The sequence below is a fragment of the Picosynechococcus sp. PCC 8807 genome, from assembly GCF_001693295.1.
Lineage (GTDB): Bacteria > Cyanobacteriota > Cyanobacteriia > Cyanobacteriales > MRBY01 > MRBY01.
In genome coordinates, this window is the sequence record NZ_CP016483.1 from 1,530,173 (window position 1) to 1,546,695 (window position 16,523).

Sequence of the window (16,523 nt, forward strand, 5' to 3'; positions counted from 1 at the left end):
ATATGCACCGTGCCTCCCCCATGACCCAAGCTGTCCCTGGCTTCTGGGCTGTAATCACCACCTTTTGGCCCCAAATTCGTGCCCAGTGGCGACTTTTGCTAGTGGCGATGGTGACTTTGCTGGCGGATGTGGGGTTGCGGCTATTGGAACCCTGGCCCCTCAAGCTGCTCATTGATGGGGTGCTGATTCCGGCTCAAACTCAACCGACCCTGGCTTTTCTCGGCTTTACAAATCTCGATCCTGCCTGGCTGTTAGTTTTAATTGCTGCTGGGGTGATCATCATTGCCGTCAGTCGGGCGATCGCCACCTATTGGAATACCGTCAGCTTGGCGATCGTCGGTAGTCGCGTCATGGCCCAGGTGCGGGATCAACTCTATGGCCATCTGCAACGGCTTTCCTTGCGTTACCACTACCAAGCCCGCAGCGGCGATCTAATTATCCGCGTCAGTAGCGATGCGAACCGTCTCCAGGAAATTTTGCTCACGGCGGCGTTGCCCCTGGTGGTTAGCCTGTTAACCCTGGGGGGAATGCTTGGGGTAATGGCCTGGCTTGATTTGAAACTCACCCTCTTATCTCTCGTGACTTTTCCGCTGTTTTGGTTTGCTGCCAGCCGTTTAAGTGCCAAAATTCGCCGTGCTTCCCTCACCCAACGCCACCGGGAAGGAGCCGTCGCTGCCACCGCCGCCGAATCCCTCGCCGCGATCAAACTGGTGCAAGCCCTTTCCCTAGAGCAGGCCTTTGCGGATCTTTTTAGTCGCCAGAACCAACAAAGTCTCCAGGAAAGCATTGAAACTAAACGGTTAGCCGCCAACTTGGAACGGGTGGTGGACGTGCTGATTGCCCTGGGAACAGCCTTGGTGATGGGCTACGGGGCACATCTGGTGATCGAAGATGCCCTCACTCCGGGAACGGTCTTGGTGTTTTTAACCTATCTGCGCAATGCCTATAAACCGGTGCAGAATTTCGCGAAATATACTGGGCGTCTGGCAAAGGCGGCGGCATCGGGGGAACGGATTTTAAATATTTTGGCGGAAACCCCCGATATTCAAGACAAACCAGGGGCGATCGCCACGCCATCTCTCCGGGGGTTGATTGAATTTAAAGATGTCTCCTTTGGCTATCATCCCGACCAAGGAATTCTTAAGGGGCTAAATTTAACGGTGCAACCCGGCGAAAAAATTGCCCTCGTTGGTGCTTCCGGCAGTGGAAAATCGACCTTTCTCAGTTTGTTGTTGCGCCTCTATGACCCAACAGCAGGAAAAATTCTTATTGATGGTCAGGATCTGCGGGATTATCAACTGACGAGCTTACGGAACCAAATGGCGGTGGTGTTGCAGGAGAGCTTACTGTTTGCGGCAACGATCCGGGAAAATATCGCCTATGGCATCGAGGACGCAACGATGGTAAATATCGAAGCGGCAGCCCGTTTAGCCAATGCCCATGACTTTATCTTGCAACTGCCTCAGGGCTACGACACAGTGGTGGGGGAACGGGGTACAACCCTTTCTGGTGGGCAGCGGCAACGATTGGCGATCGCCAGGGCCGCCATGCGACAAACCCCCATTTTGATCCTGGATGAACCCACCAGCGGCTTGGATAAGGTTAATGAACAGTTGGTTTTTGAAGCCTTGGAACGGTTAGCGGAAAATCGCACCACATTTCTGGTCACCCACAATCTCCAGTTGGCGATCGCCACCGACCAAATCCTTTACCTCGACCAAGGGCAAATCCGAGAACAGGGCACCCACGCCGAATTACTGGCTCGCCAGGGAGCCTATGCCGACCTTTTCCAACGGCAAACCCTCGCAACGTTCAGCGAATCCTTGCAACATTAACGATGACCGAACTTTACCCTGATCCTAAAATGCCCTGGCTACCGTTTGTCCTCGATCCCCAGTTAGCCCAGCCGCATTTCACTACCATTTTTCCCACTGTGCGGAGGGTGATAAAGGCCGAACTGCTACGCCATAAAATCGGACGCCGGGCCTTGATTGCTTATCATCTGGAAACCGACGCAGGGGAACAGATTATTCTCGGCAAAATTCGCGCCAAGGGAACAGATTACAAAAGTTATGGCTACCAGCGAGCGTTATGGAAAAATGGGTTCCATGGCCAGAGCGAAGATGGATTATCGGTGCCAAAACCTTTGGGCATTGTTGAACCCTGGCAGATGTGGCTCCAAGGATGGGTTCCCGGTCAACCTGCGACAACTTTATTGATTACCCGACCCGACTTGCCGGAAAAAATTGCCGCCCTAGCCTATAAAATCCACAGTCATTCTGTCCCTACCACCAAAACCCATACCATTGCTGACGAATTACAAATTCTTGGCGATCGCCTCCGGGATTTTGCCCACCAGCAACCTCAGTGGCAAACACAAATTCAACATTTCATCGCCCAGAGTGAACGGCTGGGACAAATCTTAGAACAGCACCCCCGTCCCTTGACAACAATTCACCGGGATTTTTACGCCGATCAAATTTTGGTAGAAGGCGATCGCCTCTGGTTGGTGGATCTCGACCTCTATTGCCAGGGGGATCCCGCCGTTGATCTGGGGAATTTTATCGCCCACATGACCGAACAGAGCCTCCGCACTTTGGGTGATCCCGGTGCCATGGTTAGTCAGGAACAGGATTTAAAGACGGCTTTTTTGTCAAAACAGTCCTCAGAAAGCTCCCATCTGAGTCAAGCTATTGATATCTACGCTAACCTCACTCTCCTACGGCATATTGCCATTAGTTGGCGTATTCCAGAGCGTCGCCCGAATATTCCCACCCTGATCGAACTGTGTGGCGATCGCCTTGCCGAACAACTACAACAGGTTAGATGAGAAACTTCTCATGGAATTTTCAATGTTGTTTCATTGCTCTCGGTCATCCTTAGAATTGAAGCAATCTGCCCGACAATCCCTATCCTTTAAAAATTGGCTATTTTCCCATGGGTCAGTATCAGCATTATTTACAATCCCCATTTTGCCGACTGGGACTGGGCGTGGCCTTTGCCATAGGGGTTTTCGGACTCTTCCCCGTACTCGCCCAAGCGACCCAATGTAAAGGAAGTTTAGGGGCGATCACCATTGGGGATCTCGAAGTCCCTTCCGGAGCCACCTGCATTCTCCGGCAAACTACCGTACGGGGTGATGTCGTCGTCCAACCCAGAGGCACCCTCATTGCCAACGGCGCAGTGATTCAAGGTAATATTTGGGCAAAACAAGCCCTGAGTCTTAATCTCAATGCCGCGACCCAAGTGGTCGGTATTATTGAACGCCCCCTACCCCAACGCTCCCTATTCCAGCGTTAATGGTCGTCTTTTCCCCCAAACAATGGCTTAAACTGCTGCGAATCCATTTTCTCTCGGTTCGGGGTCGCGTTTTTTTCTGGTATTTACTGCTGTTATCGGGGTTCCTGGCCATTTCCTTTCCCCTGATGTTGCACTTGGTATTTAGCAACATTAACCAGCGGGTCAGAAATGATCTCAAGGAAGATGTGTATTTGTTTGAGGGTTTACTTAACAATGACCCCCAAGTGAAACAACGGCTTGCCCTCCGAGAAACCGAGATTTTGCCCCTCTCTACCCCGGCGGATTTGATTTCTTTGTTTAATCTGTATCTGGCCCGTCGGGTACCGGAGGACGACACTTTTATCGTTGGGGTGATTGCTGAGGAATTTTATCGCTCTAGCCCCGAAGCACTACCGCCGACCCTCCAGGCAGATTCTTCTCTTTTGCAACGCTTGGCCCAGGTAAACCGCTGGGAAGAGGGAGTTGATCCGCGTCCCAATTCGGAAACGGGGGATATTTTGTATGTGGCGCTCCCCATCGAAAATGGGGCAGGGGATATTCTGGGGCGCTTTATTGCTGTCCATGCCGTGGCGGGGGAACACAATGAAACCTTAGCTTCTTTGAAAATCGTTTTTGCGACGTTGATCGGGGTTTTTTGTTTGTCCATCGCGGTGAGTGCGGTGATTGCAGGGCGGGTTTTAGCGCCTTTAACTTTAATTTTGAAAACGGCAACAAGCATTAATGAATCCAACCTGACGCGACGGATTCCCATCACTACCCAGGGGGAATTGGCCAATTTAGCCCAGGCTTTTAACTCGATGCTAGACCGACTGGAAACGGCCTTTGAAAATCAGCGGCAGTTTCTCAATGATGTGGGCCATGAACTGCGTACGCCGATCACGATTATTCGGGGTCATTTGGAACTGATGGCGATCGCCAATCTTCCCCTCGAAGAACAAAAAACGGTGGACTTGGTTGTAGATGAACTAGATCGCATGGGCCGCTTGGTGCAAGAGTTGATCCTGTTGGCGAAGTTGGAGCGGCCCAATTTTTTGCATTATGAGCCGATTGATATAGAGTCATTTTTAGAAGAGCTTTACACGAAAATTACGGCTTTAACGTCTAGTCCCCGCCAATGGCAACGGCAGGGAATGGTGACGGGGATTCTCTGGGGCGATCGCCAACGGTTAACCCAAGCGCTAATTAACCTCGCCCAAAACGCCGTTCAACACACCCAACCCCATGACGAAATTTGCCTAGGGGTCACTCGCACCGGGAAAAATTTACAATTTTGGTTACAAGATAGTGGGCAGGGAATTGCCGCCGCTGACCAAACACGGATTTTTGAACGGTTTGCCCGGGGCCGCCAAGTACGGGGTACAGAAGGCTCAGGCCTGGGGTTAGCCATCGTTAAACAGGTGGCAATCGCCCATGGCGGCAGCATTACCGTCGAAAGCGAGTTAAACAAAGGCAGTACATTTACCCTGACGATTCCCTATGACCCAGATTCTGATTATCGAAGACGAACCTAGAATCGCTTCCTTCCTTGAAAAGGGGTTTAAGAGCGAAGGCTTTACGGTGACCATCGCTAGCACCGCCAAAGAAGCCTTGGATTGGGCCTTACAATATCCCTTTGCCCTGTTGATCTTAGATTTAGGCTTGCCCGATGCTGATGGTTTAGAGGTGCTCCATGATCTGCGCGGCCAGGGGGTTACGGCCCCAATTATTATCCTCACGGCCCGCGATGACCTCGATGACAAAGTAACTGGCTTAAACCTTGGTGCCGACGATTACTTGGGTAAACCGTTTAGTTTTAAAGAACTCCTGGCCCGTGTCCAAGCGCGGTTACGCACCTTTACCCCAAGGGCGACCCCGGAACCGATGTGTCTGAAAACCCAGACGTTGGAGCTAGATCTCAAGGCGCGGCGGGTCAGGCAAGGGGATGTTTGGTTAGAGTTGCCCACCCGTGAATTTATCCTATTAGAAACGTTGCTCCGTCATCCCGACCAAGTCCTCAGCCGTCAGCAGCTCTTGGATCAGGTGTGGGGCTATGATTACGATCCAGGCTCGAATATCGTCGATGTGTACATTGGCTATCTCCGTAAAAAGTTGGGCAGTGATCTCATCGAGACGGTGCGGGGCATTGGTTATCGCCTCAAGACCTAAATGTCAGGGAGATCGCCTGGTACAGTTGAAAAATTCCGTCGTGGGCAATGTATGATCAGCCGTTTTAATCTGCCAGCAATTTTAGAAGGATATTCCCAGGGCTATTTTCTGATGGCGGATGAGCAACAGCATTTGGGTTGGTATTCGAGTCGGCAACGGACTTTGATTCCCCTAGATGGTCGGTTTCGTTATCCCAAATCCCTGAGGCGATCGCTCAATCAACAGATTTTTACCCCCAAAATTAATCAAGCCTTTGAGGCGGTGTGTGCTGGCTGTGCCAACCGGGACGTGACCTGGATTTCGCCGGAATTGCTAGACATTTATCGGGCGTTGCACCGGGCGGGGTGGGCCCACAGTTTTGAAACCTGGCGGGGGGATCAATTAGCTGGGGGGATTTTAGGCATCGCCATTGGTGGGGCCTTTATCGGGGAGTCGATGTTTTTTCAAATTCCCAATGGTTCCAAGGTGGCAATGGTTCTTTTAGTCGAACATCTGCGACGGCAAGGCTTTATTCTGTTTGATGCCCAGCTACAAAATCCACACCTAGAGCGATTTGGTTCCTACGTTATTGATAACCAGGATTATCGACGGTTGTTAGCCCAGGCGGTGCGTTTGCGGTGTCAGTTTGCGCCGGATTAAAGAAGGGGAAAGATCTTTTTATAATTAAGGTGAGATTTCTTCGGCAATGGATTGAACGATGGCTTCCCTTGATGATTTGCTACGGGATTTAGAAAATCAACATCGCGCGGCAGCACCACAGCCACCGGACAATGGCCTGGATCAAACCCTAGCGGCCCTCCAGCAGGAATACCAAGCCCGCCCGCAGCCAACTGGAGAAAAGTCATCCCAGGGCGATCGCCTTTCGTCCATGTTGCAGGCCCTCGAACAGGAAACGACCGCCAACAAACTTAAAGATTGTGAAAAAAATCACCGTCTGTACCAAGACATTAACCGACTGATTGCCGAACAGCAAAAGCAAGCCCAACAGCCCCTCCCGGAAACAGACCTCAAGGCGATCGCCGCCGCTGAAAAGCAAAAACAGGCCCAGGCTAAATATTGGCGTACCAAAGCCGAAACTTGGCTTAAGCAACTAGATCCCCTCTCCAATGAAGGGCTCTGGTTTATGGACTTTGCCGAGGGCTATGACTCCCAGCTTGCCGCCGCGATCGAGTATCTGCAGGCATTAGAATGAGGGGACACAATTATTTTTGGCAACCCTGGCAGTAACTATGGATTGGTGGCGCAAACTTCGAAATAATACCCTGGCGCGTTTGGGCGCAATTATCCTGATCACCTTTTATGTCCTCGTCATTGGTGCTGACTTTTTTGCCCCCTATGACCCCTATGTGTCCCAGGCCGATGGCTCTTTGATGCCGCCCACAGCGATCCACTGGCGCAATGGCACCCCCCATGTTTATCCCACCAGCCAGGGGCCGACGGATCTCGACACGGGCGATCGCCAACTGATTGTTGATACCGATAACCCCCAACCGCTGCGCCTCTTTGTGAAAGGCGATCCTTACCAACTGTTCCAGATCAAATTGCCCGTGCCCCCGACCTTCGAGGAAAAAATTATCTTTCCGGGCATCCGGGGCGATCGCCATTTATTTGGGGTGGTCGGCGAGGCCCGCTTTAATCTCCTCGGCACCGACGAACAGGGGCGCGATCAATTTAGCCGCTTACTCCATGGGGGCCGCATTAGCCTGTTCATTGGCCTGGTGGGGATTGTTATTTCCTTTCCCTTGGGGATGCTCATCGGTGGCATTTCTGGCTATTTTGGCGGCTGGATCGATGCGGTCTTGATGCGCTTTGTGGAAGTGTTGATGACTATTCCGGGGATTTATCTCCTCGTTTCCCTGGCGGCGATTCTGCCCGCGAGTTTAACCAGCGCCCAGCGATTCCTCTTGATTGTGCTGATTACCTCGTTCATTAGCTGGTCTGGCCTGGCGCGGGTGATCCGGGGTCAAGTGCTCTCGATTAAAAACCAAGAATTTGTTCAGGCGGCCCAAGCAACGGGGGGGCGATCGCTCTACATCATCACCAAACATATCCTGCCCCAAACGGCGAGCTATGCGATTATCTCCGCAACCCTCGCCGTACCAGGATTTATCATTGCCGAATCGGTATTGAGCTTGATTGGCCTCGGCATTCAACAGCCTGACCCCAGTTGGGGCAATCTACTCTCTTTGAGTACCAATGCGTCTATTTTGGTCTTGCAACCCTGGCTAGTGTGGTCACCCGCAATTTTGATTATCGTGACGGTGCTGGCCTTTAACCTGCTCGGTGACGGGCTACGGGATGCCCTCGATCCAAAGAGCCTCCAAAACCGCCAAGATTAGACCCTGTTGCGACTAGCCGCTAGGGTGTATTGATTTAAGAAAACGAAAGACTATTGTGAATCCTGGGGTGATTGTTCGTAGCGATGTAACCCTGGGATATTTTTGTGTTGGGCACAGAAAAAAGACCGGCGACTTTCCGTGTTTCGTCTCGGTCTTCTTTCTGGTTCGCTCCTCACACACCTGTAAGTGTAGACCATCTTTTCTCAAACTGCCATGTTTTTTTCAAGTTTTGTGTCGAAAATTTTAAATAGACCAATCAAAAAAAGCGTGAAAGCTAACGTCCCACTGCCTTTGAGTCTTGTGAATTAATTTTCTAATTGTGGGAGATAATGGGCTAAAAATTGGGCGAGATAGGCAAACCACTGCCAATAATGATGGCCTTGGGTGGGATTTTCACGGAGAAAATAAAATAGAGGGCAACGGCGCTGTAATTCCCAGAGAGTTTGTTCGAGGGTGGCAAAAAAGTGAGGTTTGGGTGAGCGATGGAAACTCCCTAGGACACAACGGGCGATCGCCTCTAGGAGAGCTTGCTCCCAGGCGGGCAAAAGAGTTTTTTCAAAATTCCATTGGGGCGTATCAGCAGTGTAGTCAGTGGCGAGGTGACTGAGGTCATAAAATCGTTGCTGTAGGTAATGGCAAGAGAATAAAAGATCTGGGGGCAACTGAGGGAAAATCAGATTTTCTCGCTGTAATATTTGATCTAGCCAGCGGCCGATCTCCGTCGGCATCAAAAAAAATTCTAACCAACCCTGGGGGGTGGCGATCGCCTCATAGGTGAATACCGCCGTTGCAGCTTGATGTTTTGAATCTAATTGCGGCATTGGGGCAATGAGCCGAGCGAGATATGCCTGGGCAATGGTCTGGGGAGGCTGGTGGCTGTGGGCGGCCAATTTTAAGGCGATCGCCGACCGAAAACCGATGCCTTGCCGTTGAAAACAGAGCTGGAGCGGAACTTCACTGACGTTGGCAAGATCTCCCGCCTGGGCGAGGTGTACGCGAAGATCGTTGGTTAAATTGCCATCCTGGGTTATGACTGAAATGGACGCCATTGCAGCTTGCCTGGACTAGGGGGATCTTTTAGGATGATAGAGCTTTCCGCAGCTTTTGCCCGTATTAATGGCCCCTAAAACCGACCCAAGATCAGCTCACTCATATTCACTCTTTTTTTGCGTATTTTTGTGTATCTATTAAGTAATGTCTCAGTTCTTTGCCCTTGACGAAATTAAGCCCCACTCGCCTTTAATCACAGAGTTTTTGCAAGAATGGGCGATCGCCCACTGCCGGAGTCGGACGTTTTTCCAGGAAGAAACCATTCCTACCCGACCCGGTTTGCTCTACTTTGTCACGAAAGGATTTGTGCGCCTTGAAAGTCGTCTCCGGCATTTCCAACCTTCCCTTTCCCTGGATGGGCAGCCGGTAATTTTGGCGTTTATTGGGGCCGATCAACCCATTGATATCTACCGCAGTCCGATGATCTCGTTCCAGGCGATCGCCCAGGTAGATCAAACAGAAGTCTTTTGGCTCTACTGGGAAGATCTCGACCAGTGGCCCACCCTAAAAAACAATGTATTACAAGCACTCCGGCACCAGCAGCAACACCAGCGCCTAGAGCAGACCCTCCTGTGCCAACGCAAAACCATTGATCGGCTGTGGCTATACCTAGAAATGTTGGGGCGTACCCACGGCAACCCTTCCCCGGAAGGAATGATGATTCCGTTTCCCCTCACCAGCAAGCAATTGTCTGAGGTTCTGGGGGCCACCCAGGTAACGGTCAATCGCCTCCTCAAACAACTCATGCAAGCGGATAAAATTCAACTCACCCAGGCGGATCGGTTTCAGGTTCGCCTCAGCCACTGACCATAAAATTGAAAGGGTTAAAGGGCGAGGATTTGACGCACCTGTTCCATGGTTTCGGTGTAGAGAACATCTTTGCCCCAGCGTTGGAGCTGTTGCCCTAGGAGATGCTCGGTTGCTTGATCAGCCAAGGGGGTGACCTGTTCAATGCGGCAGGATTGCGCACCACCACCCGATTCCATGTGCATACAGCCAGAGGTTTCTGAACAAATCACAGTGCAACAATCGGCATCAAGGTTATTGGAGGTGAGTTTGAGGCTCACGAGATCGCCGACGATATCCCCCACATCGGCCATGGGTAGACCTACTAGTTCAGCCGTAATTGCTTTTTTGTGGCGATCGCCAAAACGAATGCGGTGAATCTCATAATCCCCTGATTCCCGTTCAATGTCCGTCGGATTCCAGCCGAGGCGACTGGCGAGCCAGCCTAAAAACAAAATCGCTTGGGTGGCATTCCCTTTTTCGTAGTTGAGGGTCACATGGTCTACATCCCAGATGGCTTCCCGTCGTTCTGGGGGATCAAAGGCAGCGGCGGTTAACTCTTGCCAAGCTGCTAAACGACTCCAATTGAGATCGGCGGTGTTGGTGCCCTGCTGCAACAGTTCGCACACAACCTTGAGATCTGCTTCGGCATCCCGGAAGCCACTGGAATCGAGGATGAGGGTATCTGCTTCGGCCATCAACCGTTGAAAGAGGCCATAGTTGCTATCTGGCACTGCCTTCCACCAGATGAATTTTGGCAAATCCCGCACCATCAAAGCCGTAATTAGGCCCCCAATGCGCTCTAGGGCTGCCGCTGTGCCACTCAGGGTAATGTACTCGCAACAAACAAGGGTGCTACCGCCCCGTTTATTAATCGGACAATAGGCGGAAACCTGGGCGGAAACGCCTTCATCTTCACCGGTGGTGGGACAAAGGGTAATAATTCGACAGGGATTCGCAGCGGCGATCGCATCAGCAACCCCAGAACTACTCAAATCGGCCGAATAGGTCAACGGTTGGCAGCCTTGATCCTGACTTTGGCACTCCCACATTTCCCGGAGCTTCGCGAGTAATTCCGGTGAAATTTTACCGGTTTCCTCAAAACCATAGGCTTTTTGGGCGGCGCGAATGGCTGCCACCGTCCGCGAACCAGCGATCCCATCGATTGGCCCCGAATAAAATCCTAAACTTGCCAACAATGCTTGGGAGTCGTCCGGCTCATAGACCAAAAAACTAAAGGTGGTGGCCCTGGTGGCACTCATGCCTTCATCGGAGCGGTAATTTTGCCAGAGTTGTGCCAGTTCCGCTTCAATCTCCTCAATCGAGACATCCTTCGGAGCTTGCAAAGAAACAAGGGGTGCTGAAATAGTCATAATTTTTCCAGAGATTGCTTAGAGAGTTTTTTGCGAAATTTGCGTGCGAAAAGAATTAAAAAATCAAAAATAAACAAACACTGAGAGCCGAAATCTGTTCCCTAAAATTGGAAATTCGCCTCTACAACCGACGCCAACGGCGACCATCCCGATTAATCAAAAATTCCGCTTCTGTCGGTTCCCAAGTCCCCGCCTCATATTGGGGCACATTGCTAGGATCCGCTGGCCCATCCCACGCCGCTAGAGCTGGTGTCACCACACGCCAAGCCTCCTCCACCTCATCGGCCCGGGTAAAGAGAGTTTGATCACCGACCATACAATCCAAAAGCAGTCGGGTGTAAGCATCCTGGGTAGCCATGGCAAAGGATGTTCCATAGCTAAAATCCATATCCACGCTGCGGGTTCTAATATCTGCGCCGGGCATTTTGGCCTCAAAGCGTAGGGAAATGCCCTCATTGGGTTGAATTCGCAGGGCCAGGGTATTGGGATTCGCCTGTTTTGCTGCCGATGGGAAGATCGCCAGGGGCACCTGCTTAAATTGAATCGCAATTTCTGAAACTTTCTTGGGCAAACGCTTGCCGGTGCGCAGATAGAAAGGCACCCCTTGCCAGCGCCAATTATCTACCATAAATTTCATCGCCACATAGGTGGGCGTCGTTGATTCGGGATTGACGCCGGATTCTTCCCGGTAACCGGGGACGGGTTTGCCTTTCATCCAACCGGCTTTGTATTGTCCTCGAATCGCTGATTTATCAAGATTATGGATATCGGCGAGGTGGGTGGCCTGTAATACCTTGGTTTTTTCGCTGCGAATACTGTCGGCATTTAAAGCATTGGGCGCTTCCATCGCCGTTAAACAAAACAGTTGCATCAGGTGATTTTGCAACATATCCCGCAGGGCGCCGGAGGTTTCATAGTAACCAGCACGATCTTCGACACCGACGGTTTCGGCGACGGTAATTTGCACGTGATCGACGTAATGGCGATTCCAGAGGGGTTCAAAGATGGCGTTGGCAAAGCGAAAGACCAATAGGTTTTGGACGGTTTCTTTACCAAGGTAGTGGTCGATGCGATAAACCTGTTCCTCACGGCAGACGTTTTTAACGACATTGTTTAAAACTTGGGCAGAACTGAGATCTTTGCCAAAAGGTTTCTCAATGACGAGGCGGTGTTTGAGAGGATCATTGAGCATCCCAGCCGCCCCCAGATTTTTGATGCCAGGCGGGAAAAACTTCGGAGAGACCGCAAGGTAAAAGACGCGATTACCTCTGGTACCTCGTTTTTGATCGAGTTCGTCTAAAAAGGTTTTAAGTTTCTGGTAACTGTCGGGGTCGTCCATATTGCCGGAACAATAAAAAAGCCCTTCGGCAAAGTTGTTCCAGAGGTCTTCGCTGCCGATGCCGTCAGAAAATTCCTCAATGCCCTGGCGCATTTGTTCGCGGAAGTAATCGTGGCTCCAGTCCCGCCGAGCGACACCGACAATGGTGATCTCCGGTGGCAATAAATTATCTTTTTTGAGGGCGTAGAGGGAGGGAACGAGTTTACGCTGGGTGAGATCGCCGGATGCGCCAAAAATGACGATGATCAGGGGGTCTGGGGTGCGTTCTTGGCGGAGTCCGACTCTAAGGGGATTTTCTTGTAAGGCAACCATAGGGCTGGGTTTGAAGGAGCAATGGGGTAATCAGAAAGGGATTTTTAACATCTCCCTAAAATCCCCTCTTGAGGAGACTTTAGGGGTGGGTTTGGTTAGACAGTGGCCAATTGTTTGACTTTGGTTTCGAGGGAATCCATGAGGGATTCGAAGGGCTTGATAAATTTTTCGATCCCTTCTTCGAGGAGTTCGGCCATTACAGCGTCAAGATCGATCGCCACATCTGCGTCACCGAGGGCGGCAATGATTTGTTTGGCTTGGGCGACGTTGGCAGTAATGCGGTTGGCGGGATCGCAGTGGTCGGCACAGGCTTCGATGGTGTCAGGGGGCAAGGTATTGACGGTGTCAGCGCCGACGAGTTCATCGACATACATTACATCGCTATAGTCGGGATTTTTGGTGCCGGTGCTGGCCCAGAGGAGTCGTTGGGGTTTCGCGCCTTTTGCGGCGAGGGCTTGCCAACGGTTGCTACTGAAAATCTCAAGGTAATGTTGGTAGGCAATTTTTGCGTTGGCGATCGCCACTTTTCCTTTGAGACCGATCAGCTTGCTGGCGACATCTTCGCTGACCCCGGATTTAATTTTGGCATCGAGTTGATTGTCGATGTTGACGTCAATGCGGCTGAGGAAAAAGCTGGCAACGGAGGCAATGTTGCTGATATCTTCTCCGGCAGCGGCGCGTTTTTCGAGTCCTTCGATGTAGGCCCAAGCGGTGTCGATGTAGGCTTGTACAGAAAATAGCAGGGTGACATTGACGTTAATCCCTTCGGCGATCGCCTCGGTGACGGCGGGCAAACCTTCGGGGGTGCCGGGGATTTTGATCATTACGTTGGGACGACCAATTTCCTTGAAATAGCGGCGGGCTTCTTTGATCGTGCTTTCGGTGTCTTTGGCGATATTGGGGGGGACTTCGATGCTCACATAGCCATCGAGGGCGTCGGTTTTTTCGTAGACCCCCGCGAAAATATCGCAGGCGTTGCCAATATCCTCAAACACAATGGATTCGTAAATTTCGAGGGTGGATTTTCCGGCCGCAATGCCCTGCTTGATCGCCTCGTCGTAAATTTCGTTGCCGGCGATCGCCTTTTCAAAAATTGCTGGATTAGAGGTAATCCCATGGATCCCCCGACTGTCGATCAATTGTGCCAATTCCCCAGAGGTGATTAAATCCCGACTGAGGTTATCCATCCAGATACTTTGACCATAGTCTTCAATATCAATAATCGGGTTTGCGGTAGCCATAGGTCATTACTCCTTTTGTGTGCGGCGATCGCCCCCAAGCAGTGGGTATTAATGTTTTGATACAGTGCGTGGGGGCACTACTCTCAACTTACAAGATCTTTTTAAAAGTGGCCGGGGATTGTTGAGGAAGTTTTCACTTTTTGAAAAAATCTTGACCTGATTTGTGAGGATTACCTCACCTCAAGGGCCGGGGTCTGGATTACCGGGACGAAAGAATTATTTTAAAGGCTGTTTTTAAACAGGTTAAATTTTCCCTAAAGCGTTGCTTTGCTCAGTGTTGTGACCATAGAAAAGCTCTTTTTGGCGGCTAATCTCCCCCAACCCTTGGCATTTCTTAAACAAATATAAAATTACGTCTTCAGTGAAAATTTTTCTTTAGAAAAAAACATTAAAACTTAAGATTTCACCACCTTGATTTTCGCTAGCTAAAAAATGCCTATTGGAAGGGTTGGATCTCGACGGCGTCCCCATCTTTAAGATAGGGGGCTCCTTTTACCACTAGGCGATCGCCCGCTTGCACCCCCCCTAGCACTTCGATCTGGTCATCGTCTAAAAGCTCCCCAAGTTGGACGGTGACGGCGGTAACAGTGTCGTCCGCATTCACCCGGAAAACCGTCGCCTGCTCGTCATCCTGGGGAATCACAGCCTCCGTGGGCACCCCTAAACCCTGGGCCTGGGCCAGAATGATATTGCCCCGTAAAAACATTCCTGGCTTAAGGTCTGTCCCTGGGGGCAAACTAATTTTTAGGGTCGCCTGGCGGGATTGTCGGTCAACGGTGGGGACAATCTCTTGGATCTGCCCCGTGAGCTGAAGATTGGGATCGCGATCGCTGGTAATTTCAACGGTTTGACCGATTTCGACCTGATTCAGTTGGGTTTCGGGAATGTTTGCTTCGAGTTCCAATTGCCCTGCTTCTAAAAGATTAAATAACGGCTCATTGGCGGTACTGAGATCACCGAGTTGAGCGAATTTTTCGAGGATTTTACCGGGGCGCGGTGCCCGGACTTGGGTCTCCCGTAACCGGGTGGTCACTAGGCTAACCTGGGCCTGGGCCTGTTGTAGTTGGGCTTCTGCCTGGGCCAGGGTTTCAAGACGGGGGCCACGGCGCAATTCTTGCAGGCGTTGTTCGGCTTCCCGTAATGTGGCCTGATTTTGACTGACACTGGCGGCGGCACCATCGCGACGGGTGCGGGTTTCATCGAGGGTATCGGCGGCGATCGCCCCAGCTTCAAATAATTCTTGGTTCCGTTGTAGGCGTTGTTCGCTCAGCTTGAGATCCGCTTGGCTCCGACCGAGGGCCGCCCTGGCTTGGTTCACTTGTTCCTGGGCGCGGGCAAGTTCTTCGGAGCGGGCTCCGGCTCTGAGTTCGGCGAGGCGGGCTTGGGCTTGGGCGACCTGGGCTTGGGCTTGGCGGAGTTCTGCCTGGAGGGTGGCATTATCCAGTTGGGCCAGCAGTTGACCGGCTTGGACATTGTCCCCTTCATCCACCAGGAGATTAGTGATCTGGAGACCCGAACGGGCCGCCGTAACCGCTACGATCTCGGCGGGGGTAACGGTGCCCACAATCGCCATGGTTTTGGCGATCGCCTGGGGTTCGAGGGTCAAGGTCGTGACAGCTCGCCCAGGGGCTTGATTGGGATTTGTCGTTGGGGCGGATGAGGTTTCTTCCGGTTGGGAGCTGGAAAATTGCCCCCCCACATAGGTGGCGATCGCCCCGATCAAAATTCCGACCACCAAACCAAGCCAGGGTAGCCGCTTCGATTGAGAGGCGATCGCTGGATTATCAGTCGGATCTGGTTTCGGGGCGAGTTGGGTCACGATGGGATATTTGTAATATTGCTTAATAATTATCTTAAAAAATTTTGGGCTGATTTGGTGGCTTTCGCCAGAAGTCCCTGGCAACTTGGGTGACAACCTACCCCGAAAGTTACAGTAGCGGCCCCCGTCCGCCGAAAAGGAGTGTCAAAATATAAACATTGTCTTAAATTTTCTCCATGACCCTTGAGTTGATTTCCCTAGAAACCCTGCAAACCCTCGTCACAGAATATGGCTATTGGTCTGTTTTTATCGGCATCGGCCTGGAAAATATGGGTATCCCCCTCCCCGGAGAAGCGTTAACCCTGCTGGGGGGCTTTTTTGCCGGGAGTGGCGAGCTGCAATACCGCTGGGTTTTGTGTGGGGCGATCGCCGGATCATTCATCGGCAATAATATCGGCTACCTGGTGGGAAAGTGGGGTGGGTTGCCGCTGCTCCAGAAAGTAGCCCATTTTTTTAAAATTAGTGACGAAAAGCTCGCCGAAACTAAACAAAAGTTTTTAGAAAATGCTCCTAAAGCTGTTTTTATTGGTCGGTTTATCACCTTTTTTCGGATTTTTGCCGCTCCCTTCGCCGGCATTGTGGGGATGGCCTGGCCGATCTTTCTGTTGTGCAATTTAGCGGGGGCGATCGCCTGGGGAACAGTGACGGTGACACTCCCCTATTTCCTCGGACGCATCATGCCCCTGGCGGATGTGTTGCGGTTCATGGCGAAATTCGGTCTCCTTGTTTTTGCCTTCGTCGCAGCCTGGATTATTGTTCCCCTGTGGTTGGAGTATCGCCCCCGCAACCAACCAGAAAAATAAGCCGCGATAAGCAAGT

The 16,523-nt window shown here is 51.5% G+C and carries 15 protein-coding genes; 10 read left to right on the forward strand and 5 right to left on the reverse strand.

Features of this window, described 5'->3' with window-relative positions:
- The first annotated feature begins 2 nt into the window (after positions 1–2).
- The 8 genes from AWQ24_RS07325 to AWQ24_RS07360 all read left to right on the forward strand — a co-directional run bounded on the left by AWQ24_RS07325 (position 3) and on the right by AWQ24_RS07360 (position 7,784).
- The gene (locus AWQ24_RS07325; RefSeq protein ID WP_065716410.1) at positions 3–1,835 is read left to right on the forward strand and encodes an ABC transporter ATP-binding protein; all 1,833 of its coding nucleotides are present in this window, start codon (positions 3–5) and stop codon (positions 1,833–1,835) included.
- 2 nt (positions 1,836–1,837) lie between these two features.
- A complete protein-coding gene (locus AWQ24_RS07330) occupies positions 1,838–2,830 on the forward strand; it encodes a phosphotransferase family protein (RefSeq protein ID WP_065716411.1) in 993 nt (330 codons plus the stop codon).
- A 107-nt stretch (positions 2,831–2,937) separates the two neighbouring features.
- On the forward strand, positions 2,938–3,300 hold the full coding sequence (locus AWQ24_RS07335) for a hypothetical protein (RefSeq protein ID WP_065716412.1): 363 nt from the start codon (positions 2,938–2,940) through the stop codon (positions 3,298–3,300).
- The gene (locus tag AWQ24_RS07340; protein ID WP_065716413.1) at positions 3,300–4,811 is read left to right on the forward strand and encodes a cell wall metabolism sensor histidine kinase WalK; all 1,512 of its coding nucleotides are present in this window, start codon (positions 3,300–3,302) and stop codon (positions 4,809–4,811) included. Before AWQ24_RS07335 ends, AWQ24_RS07340 begins: the two co-directional genes overlap by 1 nt.
- On the forward strand, positions 4,777–5,445 hold the full coding sequence (locus AWQ24_RS07345) for a response regulator transcription factor (protein WP_012307066.1): 669 nt from the start codon (positions 4,777–4,779) through the stop codon (positions 5,443–5,445). The genes AWQ24_RS07340 and AWQ24_RS07345 overlap by 35 nt, the downstream gene beginning before the upstream one ends.
- A 51-nt stretch (positions 5,446–5,496) precedes the next feature.
- Positions 5,497–6,084, forward strand: coding sequence for a leucyl/phenylalanyl-tRNA--protein transferase (aat, locus tag AWQ24_RS07350; RefSeq protein ID WP_012307067.1), 588 nt, complete (start codon positions 5,497–5,499; stop codon positions 6,082–6,084).
- A gap of 58 nt (positions 6,085–6,142) precedes the next feature.
- Positions 6,143–6,637 (forward strand): salt stress protein, Slr1339 family, encoded by a 495-nt coding sequence (locus AWQ24_RS07355; RefSeq protein ID WP_065716414.1) that lies wholly within the window; start codon positions 6,143–6,145, stop codon positions 6,635–6,637.
- 37 nt (positions 6,638–6,674) lie between these two features.
- Positions 6,675–7,784 carry an ABC transporter permease gene (locus tag AWQ24_RS07360; RefSeq protein ID WP_030007174.1) on the forward strand — a complete coding sequence of 370 codons (1,110 nt, stop codon included), beginning with the start codon at positions 6,675–6,677 and terminating at the stop codon, positions 7,782–7,784.
- A gap of 305 nt (positions 7,785–8,089) precedes the next feature.
- Here the strand turns inward: AWQ24_RS07360 and AWQ24_RS07365 are convergent, their stop codons facing one another.
- Positions 8,090–8,833, reverse strand: coding sequence for a hypothetical protein (locus AWQ24_RS07365; protein WP_065716415.1), 744 nt, complete (start codon positions 8,831–8,833; stop codon positions 8,090–8,092).
- Between the two features lie 145 nt (positions 8,834–8,978).
- On the opposite strand from AWQ24_RS07365, the gene AWQ24_RS07370 reads away from it, so the two are divergent.
- Positions 8,979–9,641 carry a Crp/Fnr family transcriptional regulator gene (locus tag AWQ24_RS07370; RefSeq protein ID WP_012307071.1) on the forward strand — a complete coding sequence of 221 codons (663 nt, stop codon included), beginning with the start codon at positions 8,979–8,981 and terminating at the stop codon, positions 9,639–9,641.
- A gap of 17 nt (positions 9,642–9,658) precedes the next feature.
- On the opposite strand, the gene opcA is transcribed toward AWQ24_RS07370, so the two are convergent.
- The 4 genes from opcA to AWQ24_RS07390 all read right to left on the reverse strand — a co-directional run bounded on the left by opcA (position 9,659) and on the right by AWQ24_RS07390 (position 15,704).
- Positions 9,659–10,996: a glucose-6-phosphate dehydrogenase assembly protein OpcA gene (gene opcA / locus AWQ24_RS07375; RefSeq protein WP_065710675.1), complete on the reverse strand. Its 1,338-nt coding sequence runs from the start codon at positions 10,994–10,996 to the stop codon at positions 9,659–9,661.
- Between the two features lie 118 nt (positions 10,997–11,114).
- Positions 11,115–12,644, reverse strand: a complete 1,530-nt coding sequence (gene zwf / locus AWQ24_RS07380) for a glucose-6-phosphate dehydrogenase (protein WP_012307073.1) — start codon at positions 12,642–12,644, stop codon at positions 11,115–11,117.
- A gap of 95 nt (positions 12,645–12,739) precedes the next feature.
- Complete coding sequence (gene tal, locus AWQ24_RS07385) at positions 12,740–13,885, reverse strand: transaldolase (protein WP_065716416.1); 1,146 nt, start codon at positions 13,883–13,885, stop codon at positions 12,740–12,742.
- Positions 13,886–14,321: 436 nt separating this feature from the next.
- Positions 14,322–15,704, reverse strand: coding sequence for an efflux RND transporter periplasmic adaptor subunit (locus AWQ24_RS07390; protein WP_065717330.1), 1,383 nt, complete (start codon positions 15,702–15,704; stop codon positions 14,322–14,324).
- Positions 15,705–15,880: 176 nt separating this feature from the next.
- On the opposite strand from AWQ24_RS07390, the gene AWQ24_RS07395 reads away from it, so the two are divergent.
- Positions 15,881–16,507, forward strand: coding sequence for a DedA family protein (locus AWQ24_RS07395; RefSeq protein WP_012307076.1), 627 nt, complete (start codon positions 15,881–15,883; stop codon positions 16,505–16,507).
- Positions 16,508–16,523 lie beyond the last annotated feature (16 nt).

Bases quoted from the DNA above. Each gene is read 5' to 3' on its own strand.
- AWQ24_RS07325 (WP_065716410.1), top strand. From the start codon at position 3: ATGCACCGTGCCTCCCCCATGACCCAAGCTGTCCCTGGCTTCTGGGCT.
- AWQ24_RS07355 (WP_065716414.1), top strand. From the start codon at position 6,143: ATGGCTTCCCTTGATGATTTGCTACGGGATTTAGAAAATCAACATCGC.
- AWQ24_RS07335 (WP_065716412.1), top strand. From the start codon at position 2,938: ATGGGTCAGTATCAGCATTATTTACAATCCCCATTTTGCCGACTGGGA.
- AWQ24_RS07340 (WP_065716413.1), top strand. From the start codon at position 3,300: ATGGTCGTCTTTTCCCCCAAACAATGGCTTAAACTGCTGCGAATCCAT.
- AWQ24_RS07370 (WP_012307071.1), top strand. From the start codon at position 8,979: ATGTCTCAGTTCTTTGCCCTTGACGAAATTAAGCCCCACTCGCCTTTA.
- tal (WP_065716416.1), bottom strand. From the start codon at position 13,885: ATGGCTACCGCAAACCCGATTATTGATATTGAAGACTATGGTCAAAGT.
- AWQ24_RS07395 (WP_012307076.1), top strand. From the start codon at position 15,881: ATGACCCTTGAGTTGATTTCCCTAGAAACCCTGCAAACCCTCGTCACA.
- aat (WP_012307067.1), top strand. From the start codon at position 5,497: ATGATCAGCCGTTTTAATCTGCCAGCAATTTTAGAAGGATATTCCCAG.
- AWQ24_RS07330 (WP_065716411.1), top strand. From the start codon at position 1,838: ATGACCGAACTTTACCCTGATCCTAAAATGCCCTGGCTACCGTTTGTC.
- AWQ24_RS07365 (WP_065716415.1), bottom strand. From the start codon at position 8,833: ATGGCGTCCATTTCAGTCATAACCCAGGATGGCAATTTAACCAACGAT.
- zwf (WP_012307073.1), bottom strand. From the start codon at position 12,644: ATGGTTGCCTTACAAGAAAATCCCCTTAGAGTCGGACTCCGCCAAGAA.
- AWQ24_RS07345 (WP_012307066.1), top strand. From the start codon at position 4,777: ATGACCCAGATTCTGATTATCGAAGACGAACCTAGAATCGCTTCCTTC.
- AWQ24_RS07360 (WP_030007174.1), top strand. From the start codon at position 6,675: ATGGATTGGTGGCGCAAACTTCGAAATAATACCCTGGCGCGTTTGGGC.